This is a genomic window from Citrobacter amalonaticus, assembly GCF_018252635.1.
In the GTDB taxonomy this organism is placed as follows: Bacteria; Pseudomonadota; Gammaproteobacteria; order Enterobacterales; family Enterobacteriaceae; genus Citrobacter_A; species Citrobacter_A amalonaticus_E.
Genome location: NZ_JAGTXM010000001.1, coordinates 465,733 through 483,092 on the forward strand (window position 1 = coordinate 465,733; position 17,360 = coordinate 483,092).

The window sequence follows — 17,360 nt, forward strand, 5'->3', positions numbered from 1 at the left end:
TTCCTGTTATGGAGCGTGGGCGCAGAGTTCATAAAAATTAGTGTTACCGCCTTCTGTTCGTCATCGTATTACACGAGCGGCTTTCTACGACCTGCATAACAGTGTTTGCGCAAAGGTGATGATGTATGGTTGATCGAATAGATGTTCCGCCGCTGGCTTCACGACGGGTGAAGCGAACCCAAATTCGCTCACGCGATAAATGGGCTGAAACGGAACTGTTTGTTGAGCAGGGCGTCAGGTATTTCTTCCGTGTCACCGGTAGGTGGTGCGATATGAGCTATTGCTGTGACGCGAACGGTTACTCCGTCGGTTATCTGAATTTTGCCCGAATCTGGCTGCGGTGCCGCCACGATCCTGCGACCTGGTTTACCCTGATTGGTACCATCGACAAATCTACCGACACCATGTTTGTGATTGGCGATGGTACCCGGCTAAAGAATGGCTGGATTGCGCCCCGCAGCGGTGAGCTGGTGGTCTTTGCGAATGATATATCGGGGATGTACTGGAATAACTTTGGTTCAGTCGTACTGGAGGTCTGGCGGTGAAAAGGGAAGTCAATATCACCTGCTGATTACGCGATCGTCTTATGACGTAAAATTTACTGTACAAAAGCAGTCGGTATTAGTGTGTTTCATCAGATTCTTACCAAAAACAGGCAAATCTCCTCCTTTAAAATTGATAAATATCAATTAAGATACACTTAATTTGCGTCGTTAAAAAATGTCCTTATTTACGACTTGTTTACTTTTTTGGCGTTGATGGCCGTGGTGGTAAGACGTCTGATGACAAAAGTGATTAACTGCGTTAGCGAAAATTATTGAAAGAGATCGTCGTAACTCTCTCTAAAAAAGCCAGTTATCGTTCTCAATGTAAACATTTATCTCAGAAGTAACATATTGGCGGATAGGAATTTTCAATAATTACTCTGAATGTTTGGGCCGGAGAACGGGAAGCAAAAAGCACTGAAATAACCCTTGTCTCTCAATAAATCCTGATATTATTAGCCTGCTACGCGTTGCCTTTCACTTGAAACGGCGTTCCATTTCAAGGTCTTTTCTTAACATTTCCATCACCCGGCTGCTGAAATTTTGTACGTTGACTTGTTATTCGACCAACTGCATATTCCTCTCCAGTTAAGACGACATAGCCTTCAGGAGACGACGATGCCTTCCCGCGATTATCCCGATATCCGTAAAGCCAGAGGAACCCGTTCTAAAGATATGGTGCTGTTAAGTGCCCGTGTTGAAACCACGCTTTGGGACTATGTTCGGGCTCTGGCTTTAGAAACGCGTAAAAGCAAACAGGATATTATTGCTGAGGCGCTCATGCTTCATCGCACCGCCCATGAAGGCGGTCGTGAATAGGTGCGGGTCGGTTTTACAGGATGATGCCTTTACCATTCTGGCGTTCTGTGGCGTGTATTACGGTCATCGCATTAGGGCTGTTAGCGCATTTCGTTGATGCGACACGCCAACAAACGCTTTTGTTTATAGAATTGCTGCGCGCTGATCGTCGCAGCGAGAAATAACGCCAGCGCGCCGCACAGCGTAGCATCAGTAATCGCCTGTGTGCCGCTGCCCAACAGCGTGGTTAACAGCGGACCCAGTATCTGACCGATACCGTAGGTCAGCGTCACGAAACCCAGCAGATTGAGGTTTCCCGGCACAATAAGCTGGCGCGCGAGGGTCATCACCAGCGACGTGGTGCCCATAAAGGTCGCGCCGAATCCCACGCTGCTCAGCACCAGCAACAGCGTAGACTCGCTGGCAAGCGTCAGGATCACGCAGGCACCCTGAATCACCAGGTTCGCCGTCAGACATTGCAGCACTCCCCAGCGTTTCGCGGCCCACAGCCAGGCGAAGCAGCCCGGCACAATCGAGATACCCACCAGCGTCCACAGATGAACCGTCAGCAGCGGAGAACCCGCTCCTTTCGCCATCAGCGGTAAATAGGTGGCGACGATGATGTAGCCGAATCCAGCCAGTCCATAGAGCAGCGCCAGCAACCACCAGCGCATCGGCTGCGGGTCACTTTTTGCCTGGGTTGCGGCAGGTAGCGCGTGGGTGCGGGACGGAAGCAACAGCGCCAGCAGAATCGCCAGCACGGCGGAGAAGACCGCCGCCCCGATCCACAGCGTGTGGGAAGAGAGCGCAAAGTGCAGCCCTGCAATCACGTACTCGTTGCCCAGCGCAATCCCAACGCCGACGCCAGAAAACAGCGAGGCAATGACAAAAGGATTGCGGGTGTGTTGCAGCACCAGCGTGGAGCCAAAGATCAGCATTCCGGCGCTGGCGACGCCCGCCAGAAAACGCACCAGCATCACGATTATGGGATCGGAGAACAGCGCCATCGCGAGGATCAGTCCGCCGGTCGCCACCGCTGAACTTAATAGCATCGGCCGTAAACGGCCTGGCTGATGAAAAAGCCCGAAGGAGAACAGCAGGCTTCCGACCAGGTATCCCGCATAGTTGACGCTGGCTATCCACGACAGTTCGGAAAAGGTGAAACGCCCCTCGGCCAGCAGCACTGGCAACATCGGGGTATAGAGAAAACGCCCAATCCCCATGCCCAGCGCGAGGACCATCATCCCGAAAAGGGCGGAGCTAAGAGAATAACGGTCTGCGATGTGCGGTTGCTGGCTCATGCCGTACCCATTGTTATTTGTCATGTGTGAAATATGATGGTAACAAATTTATAACAAATGGGTAGGGCGGCGGGTGGATTATTGTGCGGTGTCAGATGTGAAACGGTAAAACAGATTAGGCTCTGCAACCATAAACAGCGATCCCTGGTTATCCATTGCAATCCCTTCAGCCTGCTGTATGGTGTGCGCCAACCCGTGGTGGCCTTCGGTTAGCGTCATGACACCGATGACGTCGCCGTCGATTTTGACCTCTTTGAGCATGCGTGATTCGTGAGAGAGGATCAGCAGGCTATTCTTTTGCGCATTAAATTCCGCGCCTGAAATATCTTTTACATTAAGCTGTTGTTGCAGAGTATTGTCTTTGCTAATGGTTAAATTGTCGTTATTGAGCAGCCCCGTCACTTTATAGATCCCAATCGGTCTCTTTTCTTTAAAAAACCAGAACGTCTCTTTTTCTCGTGACCACGCGAGTCCCTCAAAGCCGTCGTTAGTCGGGGTTTCATACAGATCAAGCTTTAACTTTTTGAGGATATTCACTTGCGACTGCGCATTGATCGTAATGATGTAAATGGAATAATCACTTTCATCGCTGATAACAAACGTGTCGTCACCAATGAACTCGATGGTTTCCAGATCGCGAATAAAATCGAGCGGGATGCTACGCAGCAATTGTCCCTGTTTGGTCAATTCAATAATCGTGGCAGGTTTATTAATCGTGCTGAACAACGTATCACTTTTATCGGACCAGGTGAGTGAGGAGACATTTTTTTTCACGCCGTCGATCTTTTTGCCGTCTATTGTCGCGCGATAATCCGCAAGGGAGTTATTGTCGTTGTCGGGTGCGGCTCCACCCGATATGACATAACTCATTCCCGCAAGGAGTAGAGCAAGAAGAAGCAGGACTCGCAGAGGTGAGTTCAGATATCGGGCGGACAATCTCATTATTCTTCCTTAAATAAAATCAAAGGCATTAAGGGAGAAAGTATAAAGATTAATCTTAATGAATTCTTAAACCTGCGCGAATGCGCGGAATCTATCGCGGTTACGCGGATCAACGTACTGGCGCATCGAAGGTTGCCACACATTGCCAGTCGCCCTGCTCCAGGCGGTAAATAGACTCGGTGTGACCGGGGATCACCCATCGTTCTTGTTCTCCGGGATGGCAATGCAGGTGGACACACAGCCCACAGCCCCCGCGCAACTGGCGGGGAATGTCGGCAACCCGAAAGGTCATGCCTGCGGCCTGCAACGCTTTGCGGGTCTGGATCACGCCCACCGTCGAATGAAATAAAAACAGATATTCCGTCATCCGCGCTTTCTCTGTCGTTGACCGATCAGCGCCGCGCCGATGGCACCGGCAAACTGCGCGTCCGGGTGGGTGTTTACCGGGATGCCGACATGGCTTTCCAGCATCCGGGCAAAGGCTGTGCAGTGGCTGACGCCGCCGGTAAACAGCAGCGGCCCCTCTGAAGAGAGTCGACCGATGAAGTTGGCGCTGCGCCGTGCCATTGCGTTGATCACGCCCGCGAGGATTGCTTCCGGGGCGATACCCGCAGAGCGCAGGCTAATGACTTCGGATTCGGCAAAAACGGTGCACATACTGCTGATGGCGTGTGGCGCTACGCCAGCGGTAATGGTATCGAGTTGCTCGACGCTGGCACCCAGGGTTCGCGAAATGACCTCCAGAAAACGGCCGGTGCCCGCCGCGCATTTGTCATTCATCAGGAAGTCGGTGAGGTTACCGTCGTCATCCAGTTGGATCACCTTGCTGTCCTGTCCACCGATGTCAATGACCGTGCGGGTGGCGGGAGCCAGTAGCCGTGCGCCCAGTCCGTGACAAGAGATTTCGGTGACCTGCTTGTCAGCAAAATCAACCAACTGGCGACCATAACCGGTTAAGGTCAGGTACGGTCGCGTTTCCAGACCTTTTGCGAGCACGTCCCAGGCCTCGCGGATAGCATCGGCAGGGCGGAATGGCGTCGGGCACAGGAATCGGCGCTCGATCACGCCGCCTGCCAGTAAAATGCCTTTGGTCGCCGTCGAGCCGGAATCAATCCCTATCGAATATGTCACGCCTGCCCCTCACAGCATTTCAATAAAGGCCGCGACGCGGGTGCTGAGCTGGCCGACATCCGAGGTGGAGTAGTCGGTTTCAATGGCGATGTAAGGAATGTTGTGCTGCTGGCGAACATGACGCTTAATCGCCAGTGATTCAACGGCATAGGTATGACAGGCCTGCAAAATCACGTCCACCACGCCGTCTGCCTGGTACTCTTCCACCATCTGGCTGAGCAGCGTCAGGCGCTGCTCGTTTGGAGAGATGCACGAACAGCCGATGGCGAGATATTTGTCGGTGAGCGCGTCGTATACGTCGCCGGTTTCCGCGACGCACTGCTCGGTCGCCTTCGCGCCGGTGCAGTTTTCGTATCCCACCACCCAACCGCCGTTTTCTTCAATGGCGCGTACCACTTTTTCTGCCGCTCCGCCAATCGGGCAACCGGTGATCAGAATGCGTGGACGGGCGTCCAGTCGTTTACCGTCTTGCCACGCCTGGCGCACCCGTCCGGTCATGCTGTCCAGTTCGTCGATGAGGGCTTCTTTATCAAAGCGGAAGGTCGCACCGTACACCACTTTCAGGATGTCGCTGCCGCTCAATGCAGGGGGATTTAGCTGGCCGAGACGATAGAAATTCGCCAGCGCACGACGTTCACGATTTTTAAGGACAATAGCATCGCGCAGCGCCGCTTCGGTTACCGGCGTCCCAAAGCGCGCTTCCACGGCCTGTTGCAAGCGCAGAATTTCTGCTTTCCACAGTGCGCGGGAGGCGGCATCCTGGCTACTGTTTGGCAACTGCATAACGTGAACGGCTTTGAACTCCGCCATGTACTCGTACATTTTCTTTTTGCCGTCGCAGGTGGTTTCACCTACCACCAGGTCGGAAAAGTAGAAATAGGGGCATTTGTCGGTTTTGCCGAAGCCGTAGCTGCTTTTGATCAACGGGCAAAGGTTGCGCGGCAGATCCTTTTCGGCTTCTTCGATGGTTTCATCCGACGTTGAACACAGCGAGACCACCACCGCACCCGCCGCCATTGGGATCTCCTGCGGCATGAAGGTGCAATAGGTTCCCACCAGCGGGATACCCTGCTCTTTGAGATCCATCACGGTGAGAAAGCCTTTCTGGCGGGCTTCAGAGAACTGGTCGAAAATGGCGGGCAGATCGGTGATAAGCGACATGGATTTTCCTTCCCCGTGACACGGGAGATGTTAAAAGTGTTCGCATTATAACCACGTCAATACTGTGGGTTTATTGATCTCCCGCCAGGTAAGGCATTATAAAATTTTCTTCAGATCCATCTCTTCCTGGATGCGCTCGCTCCAGGCCATATGCGTGCGAATCGCTTCTTCAATGCCCGCGTTGTAGTACACGGAGCCCAGTTTTTCGCTAATGAAATCAATAAAAAACTCGGCGTCGAACTGTTCCAGCTCCAGTTCGAAACGATCGCGACAGTAGTCTCTGAGCGCCTCGCGCAGACCGTCGCGCTGTGCCGGAGACAGGGTAATGTCAGCCATTTTTTCTCCTTAAAAAGTGGACAGTGCGGGCAGCAGTGAGGGGATTTGCGATAACAGATATAACAGCAGCCCGATCGTCCCGCCCACCAGCGTGCCGTTGACGCGGATAAACTGCAAATCTTTCCCGATGTTAAGTTCAATCTGTCGCGACATATCGCGGGCATCCCAGCTTTTCACCGTATCGCTGATGTGGCGGGTCAGGAAGGCGGCAAACTCCGGCGCTACCCGATGGGCGGCCTGCTCCAGATGGCCGTTGAGCGAGGCGCGCAGTGCATCGTCAGCAATCAGCGTTTCGCCAAACCACTGTCCTGCATGAGCGATTCGCTGTTTCACACGGGAATCGTCGGCGTTGATATCCTGCTTCAGCCACTGGCGTAAATCCGCCCATAGCTCGCCGAGATAGCGGTTAAAGGCCTCATCTTCTTTCAGGTAAGCCTTGATGCTTTCCGCCCGGTTCGCCATCTGCGGATCGTGTTTCAGTTTGTCGATGAGCGTAAAGGTGGCGCGATCGAAGGCGTGGCGGATCTGATGCGCGCGATCGTGGCTGATGTCATCAAGTAGCGAGTTCACCGCATCCGACACCAGCTCTGCGCTGTGTTCGCCCAGCCACTCGGTGGGCAGAATTCGGGCCTTAAGCGGGTGTTCGGTCTCCAGCCAGTGGACGATTTGCCCGGCGATAAACGCCCTGGAACTGTCGCGCTGGAGGAGTGCTATCAACTGGGCGATCAGCGTATCGAGCAGCACCTGGTGGCGATTGTTTTTGATCATGCTTTCCAGCATCAGGGCGCTGGTACCGGAGAGGTCGATCTTATCAATCGCCTTATGTACCGCACGCTTTAGCAGGCGCTGGATACGGGCATCGTCGGTCAGTTCCAGAAAGCCACTCATGATCTGCAACAGATGCTGTCCGACACGGCGGGCGTTTTCTGGTTGGCTGAACCAGTTGCCAATCAGCAGCGCCGGTTCATGACGACGGATCAGCGCGACCAGGGATTGAGTGTCGAGGAATTTCTCCTGCACAAACTGCCCGAGATTTTCGCCGATCCGGTCTTTATTACGGGGAATAATCGCCGTGTGCCGCGAAATGAACGGGAGAGGAACGCGGCGAAACAGCGCCACCACCGCAAACCAGTCCGCCAGCGCACCGACCATCGCTGCCTCGGCAATGGCTTTGATCCCGCTGACCCAAAAGCCGGGCGGCAGGAAGAGGGTGACGACGAACGTGGTGGCCGCGATCAGCAGTAACGAGAGCGCCAGCAGTTTGGCGCGTTTGAGTTCAGCGATTTTATTCATAGAGTTAAGAATAGAGCCAGACGGGGGGATCGTGCAAAAACAACCGGGGATCAGTCGGGGATCCAGTTGTCCCATGCTGGCAGGGTCCCTAATTCGACGACCAGAAAATCAATAAACGAACGCACCTTCGGGTTGCTGTACTTGCTGGGGAAGTAGAGCGCGTAAAGGGTGTGCGTTTCGCAGGCGATTGTACCATCGAGCATCAGCGGGGTGATCTCCTCTTTCTGAATATGATCGCCAATCAGATAGGTAGGCAGATAGGCTACACCCTGATCTTCCAGCACCGATTTCAGCAGCACCAGGCTGCTGTTGGCCTGGATAGGCATATGCAGTTTCAACTGATGCAGGCGATCCTGCTCGTCGGCAACCTTCAGAACGGGGGTCAGGCCGGGGTAAACCAGACAGTCATGATTCACCAGATCGGTACGCCGCAGCGGCATCCCTTTTTTCGCAAGGTAACCGGGAGACGCGCAGTACGCCCAGCGGATAGGCACCAGCTTACGCATGGCATAGTTTTGCGGCGGGGCGGTGGAGATGCGCAGGGCGATATCGAAATCCGTGTCGTTCAGATTGACGAAGTTATCGTTGAGATCGATATACAGATTCACATCCGGGTACTGGGCGCGATATTTGTCCACCAGATTAACCAGTCGGGAATAGCCGAAGGCAATCGAACAGGTAATGCGTAATTCACCCTGCGGATTGTGATAATAACCGGAGGTGGTATTTAACGTTTCATCAAACTCTTTCAGTAATTTATTGGCCCGATTAAACAAATATTGCCCGGCGTCGGTCAGGGTAATACTGCGGGTCGTACGCTTAATTAATGTTGTCCCCAGCGTATCCTCCATTGCCGCCAGACTTTTACTGACCGCGGACGGTGACACGTTAAGTTGCACCGCGGCTTCAGATAATCCTCCGCAGTCCACAATCCGGACAAAAAATTCTAAATGCTTGAGAGAAATGGGTGCGCTCATTGTTTCCTTTTACTCACAAGTGATTTGCAAAAACGGTACGAATAGGCCGTTACATTGGGTTTTGAAACATGTAACTATTGAATCACAGGAAATGACCTACACACAAAATGAAAAAATAACAACTTAAGTGAGTTGCGTCACAAATAGTAAGGAGGCAAAAACAGAACGTCGCCAAATTGTGAATTTACTCTCATTTAATTCCATTCTTATAAAAGGTACCGATTATGTGGACACGACTCGAACCCTACAAATCGTCAATTATTTTATTACTTGCGCTGGTTGCAGGTGGTTTATTAGGGATTTACGCCCCCGCGTTTGCCAGTAAACTTCAACCGATAGGTCAGATTTTCCTGAACCTGTTATTTATGATTATCGTTCCGCTGGTGGGAATCAGCGTAATGTCTTCCATCGCCAGTATGACCGACCTGAAACGGCTGGGACGGATTATGGCGATTATCTTTATCGTTTCCATCGCAATGGCGTTTATTCCGGCGGCCGGGATTGTGGCGTTGGCTCTGTGGTACAACCCGGCGCAGGGAGCCACTATCGATCTCTCGCAGTCCGTGCAGGCGGGCAGCGGCAAGATGGATTTTGTCAGCATGATCACCACCAACGACTTTATTGGTCTGTTTTCTAAGTCGAATATCCTCGCGCTGATCGTCATGGCGATCATTGCCGGGATCGCGATTGGTCAGTCAGAGCAGGCGGGTAAACGTATTGCTTCGCTGTTGGAAGATGCCAACACCGTCATTATGAAGATCGTGTCGATCATCATGAAGGTCGCGCCGCTGGGGCTCGGCTGCTACTTTGCGGCCACGATGGCCAGTCAGGATTCCGGACTGCTGCTCACCTTTGCCCGGGCGATTGGCCTGTTCATGGTCGCTACGCTGGCTTACTACATTTTCGGTTCTATTCTTTACTCTTACATTGGCGGCGGCGTACCGGCCGTGAAGGCCTTCTGGCGTCACGCCATTGAACCTTCCGTGACGGCGCTGGGTACTTGTTCTTCACTGGGCACGCTGCCAGTGACCCTGCGCGCGGGCAAAGCGATGGGGATTAACCCGGAAATTGTGGATGTCTCTATCCCACTGCTGGTCAATCTGAATAAAGGCGGCGTGGCGATGATTGCGGCGCTGAAGATCGTCTTTATCTGTTCGGTGCTGGGGATCCCATTCACCATGGAAACCTTCTTCCTGACCATGCTGATCGCCGTGCTTTCCGCGATTATCGTCGGCGGCGTACCGGGTGGGGCATTCCTCGGGGAGATCTTTATCGTCACCACGCTGGGACTGCCGATGGAAACCATTCCGATGTTAGTGGTGCTGGGCACAATCACCGATGCCCCGGCGACGCTGATTAACGTGATTCATGATTTGAATGCGGCACAAATTGTAGAACGCTTCTCCGGGAAAAAGTCGGTGAATGCAGAGATGAATGCGACGGCGACAGTCGCCGAGGTTTAACGCACGGATTAAGGATAAAAAAGGTTATGAAAGATTCAGTGAAACTCGACACCCAGTTGATCATCGCCGGACGTGATAAACGCTATACCCAGGGCGCGGTAAACCCGGTTATCCAGCGCGCCTCTTCGCTGGTGTTTGATACTGTGAAGGATAAAAAATTCGCCACCGCCAATCGTGCAAACGGCGAGCTGTTTTACGGTCGTCGCGGCACTTATACCCACTTTGCGTTCCAGAAGGCGATGAGTGAACTGGAAGGCGGCGTCGGCTGCGCGCTCTATCCGTGCGGTGCGGCGGCGGTGACGAACGCTATCCTCGCGTTTGTACAGCGTGGCGATCATCTGCTGATGACCGGGGCGGCATATGAACCGACGCAGGATTTCTGCAATAAGATCCTCAGCAAATTCAACGTCGAAACGACGTACTACGATCCGATGATCGGTGCCGGAATTGTTGATCTGATCCGCCCGGAAACCAAAGTGGTGTTTCTTGAATCACCCAGCTCGATCACCATGGAAGTGCAGGATGTACCGGGTATGGTGAAGGCGATCCGGGCGGTGAACCCGGAGATCGTCATTATGATCGATAACACCTGGGCGGCCGGTGTGCTGTTTAAAGCACTGGACTATGGGGTGGATATTTCGATTCAGGCTGGCACCAAGTACACGATTGGTCACTCTGATGGCATGCTGGGAACGGCGGTGTCCAACGCCCGCTGCTGGGATCAATTGCGTGAAAACTCATATCTGATGGGGCAAACGCTGGATGCTGATACCGCGTATAACGGCAGTCGCGGCCTGCGCACGCTGTCGGTGCGCCTGAAGCAGCATCAGGAGAGCAGCATTCAGATTGCGCGCTGGCTGTCGGCACGCGCGGAAGTGGCGCGAGTGAATCATCCGGCGCTGCCGGAATGTCCGGGCCATGAATACTTCACGCGTGATTTCAGCGGCAGTTCTGGTCTGTTCTCGTTTGTACTGAAAAAGCGACTGACGGATGAGCAGTTAGCGAACTTCCTTGATAACTTCTCGCTGTTCCATATGGCTTATTCATGGGGCGGGTTTGAGTCGCTGATTCTGGCGAACCAACCGGAAGAGTTGAACAGCATTCGCCCGGCCGGAGATGTTGATTTCAGCGGAACGCTGGTGAGGGTGCACATCGGCCTGGAAGATGTCGGTGATTTGATTGCCGACCTTGAAGCCGGATTTGCCCGCATTGCTTAACAAAACGGCCCCGCATGACGGGGCCTGATTTTACTTCTCTGTTGCCAGTTCCGTTGCGTGATACTGACGTACCCGTGTTAACAACCCTTTCAACGTGAATACCACCGCCACTCCGGCAATCACCGCCAGCAGGTGGAACGGGAGCCGGCCGCCGTTAAACCACAGTCCGCGACCGATTTCGACGGAAACGGCCATCACCGTCAGGATGACCATGTTCAGCGAGGCCGATACGGTTCCTTTCGGCAGGTTGTTGGTAAACAGCGTGAAGCGGAACAGCGTCGGAAAGATAAGCCCGATACCAAACGCATACAGGCTGGTACCCAATACCGACCATAGCCACACGTGAGGCAAGAAAAGGTTCCCGGCGATCAGTACCAACAGGCCGCTGAGTTGGATCGGCACCGCACGCCAGATGAAGCGCGGGTTGGTCGGATCTTTCACAAAACGTGCAACGACCATGTTGGCGACAATTACCGCACCGAACACCGGAACCTGCACCCAGGCGAACTGTGAGGACGTCATGCCACCCGCGTCGATCAGGATCACCGGGGAAACGGCGACCCAGCTCATCATCGGGATGTAACTGAGCGAGATCGTGGCGACCCCAAAGAGGAACACGCGGTTGCGAAAGACATCGCGGAAATCGCGTACGACGCCGATCGCGCTAAACGGCACCGCACCGCGCTGGACCGTTTCCGGCATCGTCAGCAACAGGCCCATAAAAGCGATAAACCCCATTACCGCAATAATGGCAAATAATACCTTCCAGTGAACAAAGTGCATCAGCGCCGCGCCGGAAAGCGGGCCGATGATCGGCGCCACCAGCACGATAGAGGTGATGATCGCCATCAGCTTGATGCCTTTCGTTTGTCCGAACGCCTCCTGCACCGTGACGTAGCCAACCGTCGCGATAAAGCAGATGCTGGTGCCCTGCACCACGCGCGCGACCAGGAACTGTGTCATTGTGGTGGTGAACAGCGTGGCGGTACAGGCGAGGGAAAAAATGAGCGCTCCCGTGACCAGTACCGGACGACGACCAATCCGGTCAGAAAGCGGCCCCAGCAGCCATTGCAGCGCCATCCCACCCGCGAGATAGAGACTGACTGCCGCCGGTGCCAGACTGACATCGGCATCAAACTCACGCACAACATTGATGATGCCGGGCTGAATCAGGTCGGTCGACAGATAGGCGGCAAAATCGTACAGAATCAGCGCCATCGGAAAGAACAGCGTCGTGGCGTGCCGCTTGAAAAACTCAATAATCCATTGCATACAAAACGAACTCCATGTGGAGAACCCCTTAACGGGAACAACGAAATTCAATACTGTCACAGGGACATCAGGCAGAAAATAGAGAACAGCAGACTGCGGATGTACTGAATTTCATGTAATCAAAAGCACTGCCCATGAAAATCACAGACAGGGGAACACATTCTGACTTCTGTCAGAATGTGTAGCGATTACAGATGGTTATCAGCACATCACACCTCGGGAAAAGTAAGTTGAACGGAAAATATACACCTTAAGTGTCATTATAATTTGATGTTAGTCAATAGAATAGGATGAATTCATTCAGTACCTCAATGAGCTAAGGGAAAAGTAAGCGCCAGACGATCCCGACGCCAAAGGCGATCAACACGGCACCGGCAATGCGTTCGATCCATACGATCCCATGGCTCAGTCGTCGCTGGATAAACGGCAGGCCAATCCCCATCACAATCAACAGATCCCAGCACAGCACGACGCTGGTCATCCAGATCCCGCTGACGGCCTGCTGCACCAGCGTTACTGACGGGCCAAGCAGGGCGGTCATCAGCGCCAGATAGAACAGCGCGTTTTTCGGGTTTAGCAGCGACGAGCCCAGCCCCAGCAGCACCTGTTTACCCAATCCTGGACACGTGGACTGGGCATCTGCACCCGTCAGCGTTTGCGGACGGCTGCGTAGCAGCAGGCTGCCGATCCACAGTAAATAGAGTGCGCCCAACAGTGCGATCAACGTGAAGAGCAGGGGGAGTTGCCGCAGGATCCCCCAGCCGGCAATCGCCAGCAGGATATAGATCCCGTTACCGGCGGCGATCCCAAGGCACAGCCCGGCGCTGCCGCGCAGTCGATAGCGAACGGCGTAGCCCACCAGTAAAAAGAAATCCGGTCCGGGGCTAAGCAGCGCCACAAAGTGAGCCAGCGCCAGGGCGGGAAAGGCAGGGGGAAAGAGTACAGATAATGGTTCCATAGTGACCTCAGAGTGCAAATCTGAGTTCACGCTACGCCCGGTGAAACGCTAATTATTGTCTGATATTGATCGTCCCCGCGCATACTGGCGTGGCGTAGCGGCGGTATAGCTGACAAAGGTACGGTGGAAATGGCTCTGGTCGGCAAAACCACTCTGATAGCCGACGTCGGCGATATCATCTCCGGCGCGCAGTCGCGTCCTGGCAAAATCGATCCGCGCGATGTTCAGATAGCTGCCCGGCGTCAGACCGGTATCCTGCTTAAAGGTGCGGATCAGCGTCTCTTTGCGCATGCCGAACTCTTGCGCGACATCATCAAGCGACGGTGGAGAAAGCAAATTGCTTTGTAGTCGCGCTTTCAGAGACTGGCTGGTTGCTCGCGGACGCGGCGGATTTCCTGACTGCAAGGGGAGTGCGTGCAGCAGTCGGCGGACTGCATCGATAAGCGGCGCGGTTTGCCGTTTCTCCATTAACGCCACAAGGTTGAGAAAATGCTGAAAACGTTGTGGGTTGCGGATCACCGGGTTCGGGGCGAAAAACGGTGCAGGGATTGACTGTTCAGGCAACTGAGCCAGACACCAGTCTGCGTCCAGGTAGAGCATATGGTAGCTGCGAAACTGCCCATCGACCGGATTACAGCTATGTGGTACCCGTGGCGGGATCACAATCAGGTCGCCCACCTGCAGACGGTATTCTTTGCCGTCGCTAACACAGCAGGTTTCACCTTCCAGAATAGCCCCAACAGAGAGTTGCGGATGGTGATGGCGCTTGTAGGCCTGATGACTGCGCCAGGTGCTGCGCAGCTCCAGCCACGCAAGCCGGTCATCACGCCAGAACGATTGTGGAATATCTCGGGTGTGGGTCACGGTCAGCGCCTCCGGCATAGTCATGCTTTGTTATATCACAGACCTGGCCGTGAAAACGCATTGTCGTGACGTTATGTGGAGGATGACGGGCGGCATGTCAGGACATACCGCCCGTTGTATTACGCCAATACGCCAATCGGCCAGGGAACAAACTCGTTTTCGCCTAATCCCAGCGCTTCGCTTTTGCTCTGTTCTCCGGAAGCGACTGCGATAATTTTCTCAAAAATTGCTTCTCCCATCTGACGCAGGGTGGCGTCTCCGTCAATAACGACACCGCAGTTGAGATCCATATCTTCTTCCATGCGCTGATACATGGGCGTGTTGCTGGCGAGTTTTACGGTGGGCGCAGGCATTGAGCCGAAACAAGAGCCACGCCCGGTGGTAAACGCAATCATATTGGCGCCGCCTGCGACCTGCCCCGTTGCTGAGACCGGGTCATAACCTGGAGTATCCATAAAGACCAGGCCTTTTTGCGTGACGGGGTACGCGTAACGGTAAACTTCCATCAGTGGAGAGTTTCCGCCTTTTTTCGCCCCACCCAGCGATTTTTCCAGCACATTCGCCAGCCCGCCTGCATTATTGCCAGGGCTAACGCGACCATTAATCTGGCAATCACGTCCTTTGTTGTACTCCAGCCACCAGTTGATGCAATCGACGAGTTTTTGCCCCACTTCCGGTGTGACTGCGCGCGCCGTGAGGGTGTGCTCCACACCGAATATTTCGGTGGTTTCGGAGAGGATCGCGGTGCCACCTTGTTCCACCAGCAGGTCCATCGCGACGCCCAGTGCCGGGTTCGCTGAGAGGCCGGAGAATCCGTCGGAACCACCGCACTGAAGTCCTACAGTCAGATGTTCCACGGAGACGGGCTGGCGTTTGACTGCATTCGCACGGGGCAACATTGATTCGACAATAGCGATACCTTCGTCAATGGTTTTTCGCGTGCCGCCGGTATCCTGAATCACCAGTTTGCGTAACATCGGATTCTCTTCGAGGCCCATCTGTTCGAAGAAGCCGTGGATATTATTGCGCTCGCAGCCTAAAGCGACGACCAGCGCACCCGCGGTATTCGGGTTGTTGATATACCCGGCCAGCGTGCGACGCAGCAGATCCATCGGTTCACCGGTCATTTCCATACCGCAACCAAGTTCGTGGACGTAGGGGACAACATTATCAACGTTCGGCCATGCCTGCAGACGCTCTGGTGTAAAGTGCGCAGCAATTTTTCGCGCCACCGTTGCGCCACAGTTTCCGACGACAAACACGCCGAGAATATTACGGGTTCCTACCCGACCATCTTCACGGACATAGCCGTTAAAAGTGCGCCGTTGCGCCGGCGGCACCGTTTGCACAGGTTGATAATCACGGCTGAAGGCGTAATCACGCTGAAAATCTTCAAATACAATATTGTGGCTATGCAACCAGGTGCCAGCTGGCAGATCTTCCGGAGCAAAACCAATGACCGTGTTGTATTTGAGGATAGGTTCATCCTTTTTAATGAGTCTTGTCGCGACCTTATGACCTAATGGAACATCCTGCAGAGTAACGATATTTTCACCGACGATAGGTGTACCAGCAGCGATGGCGACCCGGGCGACAACAACGTTATCTTTTTCATCAAGGCGAATAACCGGAGATTTTGTCATTATATTGCTTCCTTATTTTATTCAGCGTCTGCCCGTGCATCGACGAGCAGAACTCAGGGTTCAGACTTCACGTTTTTGCAGGGTTGTCGCGCCTTCACGCGGGGCAATCTTCAGACGCTCAATTTTGCCTACGATGAACCAATAGCTGCAGACGGCGATGATGCCGTGGGTGCCGACAAAAACCAGCGCATTGGCGAACGAGTTGGTTTCCTGCAGGATGTAGCCAATGACAACCGGGGTAATGATGCCCGCAACGTTGCCGAGGGAATTGAACAGGCCACCGGTGGTGCCGATAATCTCTTTCGGCGCGGTATCCGCAACAACCGCCCAGCCCAGTGAACCGAAGCCTTTACCAAAGAAAGCGGCGCTCATCAGGAACATCACCAGCGTTTCTGACCCCACGTAGTTACAGAGGATCATACTGGCGCTCATGGTCAGACCGATGGTGATGGGCACTTTACGCGCCAGGCTCAGGTTATTGGTTTTACGCAACAGCCAGTCTGAGAAAAAGCCGCTCAGTATGCCGCCCACCAGACCGCAAATCGCGGGCACCGAGGCCATAAATCCTGCCTGTAAGATCGACATGCCGCGCTCTTTCACCAGATAAATCGGAAACCAGGTCATAAAGAACCAAGTGATCGCGGAAATACAGTACTGACCAATGAAAATGCCGATCAGCATCCTGCTTTTAAACAGTTGCGCGATCTCCTGCAGCCCGGCACGTTTACGTTCATCTTTCACGGTGGTAACAGTGTCCAGTTCTACCAGCGCACCACCTTCTTTCAGATATTCCATCTCTTCGCTGTTGATCCCTGGATGCTTCATCGGGACGTGGAAGAACTTTGACCAGCAGAAAGCGATCACGATGCCGATTACCCCCATCACGATAAACACGTGATCCCAGCCGAAGGCATGACAAAGCCACGCCATCAGCGGTGTGAAGATGGCGAGGGATGCGTATTGCGCGCTGTTAAAGATGGCGCCAGCGACACCACGTTCCTGAGAGGGAAACCAGGCGGCGATGATTCGTCCGGCAGAGGGACCAACCGGCGACTCGCACACGCCCAGCAGGAAACGCAGGATTAGCAGTGCAGGGACAACAAACGTGATATAGCTGACCAGCCCCATCAGAACAGTCATTACTGACCACAGTAAGATGCCCAGAAACATGGCGCGTTTAGAGCCGATCTTATCCGCGACCCAGCCAGCGGGCGTCATACTGATGACGTACGCCCAACTGAACGCGGAAAAGAGATAGCCTATTTCTACGGCGGTAATACCCAGCTCTTTTTGCATCTCTGGCCCCGCGACGGACAGCGTGGCGCGATCGCCGGTGGCCAGCGTTAACACCAGCGTTATCATAAACAGGATGTAATAACGGGCATGCGTTTTTTTATTTTTGGTGCTCATACTGCACTCTCCAGTTCTGACTTTCTGAGTCAGACGATGTTGTAGGGTA

General features: G+C 53.8%; 17 protein-coding genes. 4 read left to right on the top strand and 13 right to left on the bottom strand.

The features are described from left to right. Positions 1–125 precede the first annotated feature (125 nt). Positions 126–545, top strand: coding sequence for a hypothetical protein (locus tag KE671_RS02135; RefSeq protein WP_206161507.1), 420 nt, complete (start codon positions 126–128; stop codon positions 543–545). A gap of 618 nt (positions 546–1,163) precedes the next feature. Continuing rightward, the gene (locus tag KE671_RS02140; RefSeq protein WP_206161508.1) at positions 1,164–1,364 is read left to right on the top strand and encodes a hypothetical protein; all 201 of its coding nucleotides are present in this window, start codon (positions 1,164–1,166) and stop codon (positions 1,362–1,364) included. Between the two features lie 80 nt (positions 1,365–1,444). Here KE671_RS02140 and KE671_RS02145 read toward each other — a convergent pair whose 3' ends face one another. The 8 genes from KE671_RS02145 to KE671_RS02180 all read right to left on the bottom strand — a co-directional run bounded on the left by KE671_RS02145 (position 1,445) and on the right by KE671_RS02180 (position 8,484). Continuing rightward, the gene (locus KE671_RS02145) at positions 1,445–2,644 is read right to left on the bottom strand and encodes an MFS transporter (RefSeq protein WP_206161509.1); all 1,200 of its coding nucleotides are present in this window, start codon (positions 2,642–2,644) and stop codon (positions 1,445–1,447) included. A 78-nt stretch (positions 2,645–2,722) separates the two neighbouring features. Continuing rightward, a complete protein-coding gene (locus tag KE671_RS02150) occupies positions 2,723–3,514 on the bottom strand; it encodes an SdiA-regulated domain-containing protein (protein ID WP_241029711.1) in 792 nt (263 codons plus the stop codon). 181 nt (positions 3,515–3,695) lie between these two features. Further along, the gene (locus KE671_RS02155) at positions 3,696–3,953 is read right to left on the bottom strand and encodes a DUF3343 domain-containing protein (protein WP_206161511.1); all 258 of its coding nucleotides are present in this window, start codon (positions 3,951–3,953) and stop codon (positions 3,696–3,698) included. After that, entirely contained in the window at positions 3,950–4,717 is a 768-nt protein-coding gene (gene yjiL / locus KE671_RS02160; protein ID WP_206161512.1) for a putative 2-hydroxyacyl-CoA dehydratase activator YjiL, read from the bottom strand. Before yjiL ends, KE671_RS02155 begins: the two co-directional genes overlap by 4 nt. A 9-nt stretch (positions 4,718–4,726) precedes the next feature. Continuing rightward, positions 4,727–5,878 carry a double-cubane-cluster-containing anaerobic reductase gene (locus tag KE671_RS02165; protein ID WP_206161513.1) on the bottom strand — a complete coding sequence of 384 codons (1,152 nt, stop codon included), beginning with the start codon at positions 5,876–5,878 and terminating at the stop codon, positions 4,727–4,729. A 96-nt stretch (positions 5,879–5,974) separates the two neighbouring features. Continuing rightward, positions 5,975–6,214 (bottom strand): DUF2164 domain-containing protein, encoded by a 240-nt coding sequence (locus KE671_RS02170; RefSeq protein ID WP_206161514.1) that lies wholly within the window; start codon positions 6,212–6,214, stop codon positions 5,975–5,977. 9 nt (positions 6,215–6,223) lie between these two features. Next, positions 6,224–7,507, bottom strand: a complete 1,284-nt coding sequence (locus KE671_RS02175) for a DUF445 domain-containing protein (RefSeq protein WP_206161896.1) — start codon at positions 7,505–7,507, stop codon at positions 6,224–6,226. Between the two features lie 50 nt (positions 7,508–7,557). After that, positions 7,558–8,484, bottom strand: a complete 927-nt coding sequence (locus tag KE671_RS02180) for a LysR family transcriptional regulator (protein WP_206161515.1) — start codon at positions 8,482–8,484, stop codon at positions 7,558–7,560. Positions 8,485–8,708: 224 nt separating this feature from the next. On the opposite strand from KE671_RS02180, the gene KE671_RS02185 reads away from it, so the two are divergent. After that, positions 8,709–9,947: a dicarboxylate/amino acid:cation symporter gene (locus KE671_RS02185; RefSeq protein ID WP_206161516.1), complete on the top strand. Its 1,239-nt coding sequence runs from the start codon at positions 8,709–8,711 to the stop codon at positions 9,945–9,947. Between the two features lie 26 nt (positions 9,948–9,973). Then, positions 9,974–11,164, top strand: a complete 1,191-nt coding sequence (gene metC, locus KE671_RS02190; protein ID WP_206161517.1) for a cystathionine beta-lyase — start codon at positions 9,974–9,976, stop codon at positions 11,162–11,164. 30 nt (positions 11,165–11,194) lie between these two features. On the opposite strand, the gene mdtM is transcribed toward metC, so the two are convergent. The 5 genes from mdtM to KE671_RS02215 form a co-directional block, all read right to left on the bottom strand. Then, positions 11,195–12,427 carry a multidrug efflux MFS transporter MdtM gene (gene mdtM / locus KE671_RS02195; RefSeq protein ID WP_206161897.1) on the bottom strand — a complete coding sequence of 411 codons (1,233 nt, stop codon included), beginning with the start codon at positions 12,425–12,427 and terminating at the stop codon, positions 11,195–11,197. A 325-nt stretch (positions 12,428–12,752) separates the two neighbouring features. After that, complete coding sequence (locus tag KE671_RS02200) at positions 12,753–13,394, bottom strand: LysE family translocator (protein WP_206161518.1); 642 nt, start codon at positions 13,392–13,394, stop codon at positions 12,753–12,755. Positions 13,395–13,442: 48 nt separating this feature from the next. Continuing rightward, positions 13,443–14,258 carry a helix-turn-helix domain-containing protein gene (locus KE671_RS02205; RefSeq protein ID WP_206161519.1) on the bottom strand — a complete coding sequence of 272 codons (816 nt, stop codon included), beginning with the start codon at positions 14,256–14,258 and terminating at the stop codon, positions 13,443–13,445. Between the two features lie 119 nt (positions 14,259–14,377). Further along, entirely contained in the window at positions 14,378–15,901 is a 1,524-nt protein-coding gene (locus tag KE671_RS02210; RefSeq protein ID WP_206161520.1) for a UxaA family hydrolase, read from the bottom strand. A 60-nt stretch (positions 15,902–15,961) separates the two neighbouring features. Next, entirely contained in the window at positions 15,962–17,311 is a 1,350-nt protein-coding gene (locus KE671_RS02215; RefSeq protein WP_206161521.1) for an MFS transporter, read from the bottom strand. Positions 17,312–17,360 lie beyond the last annotated feature (49 nt).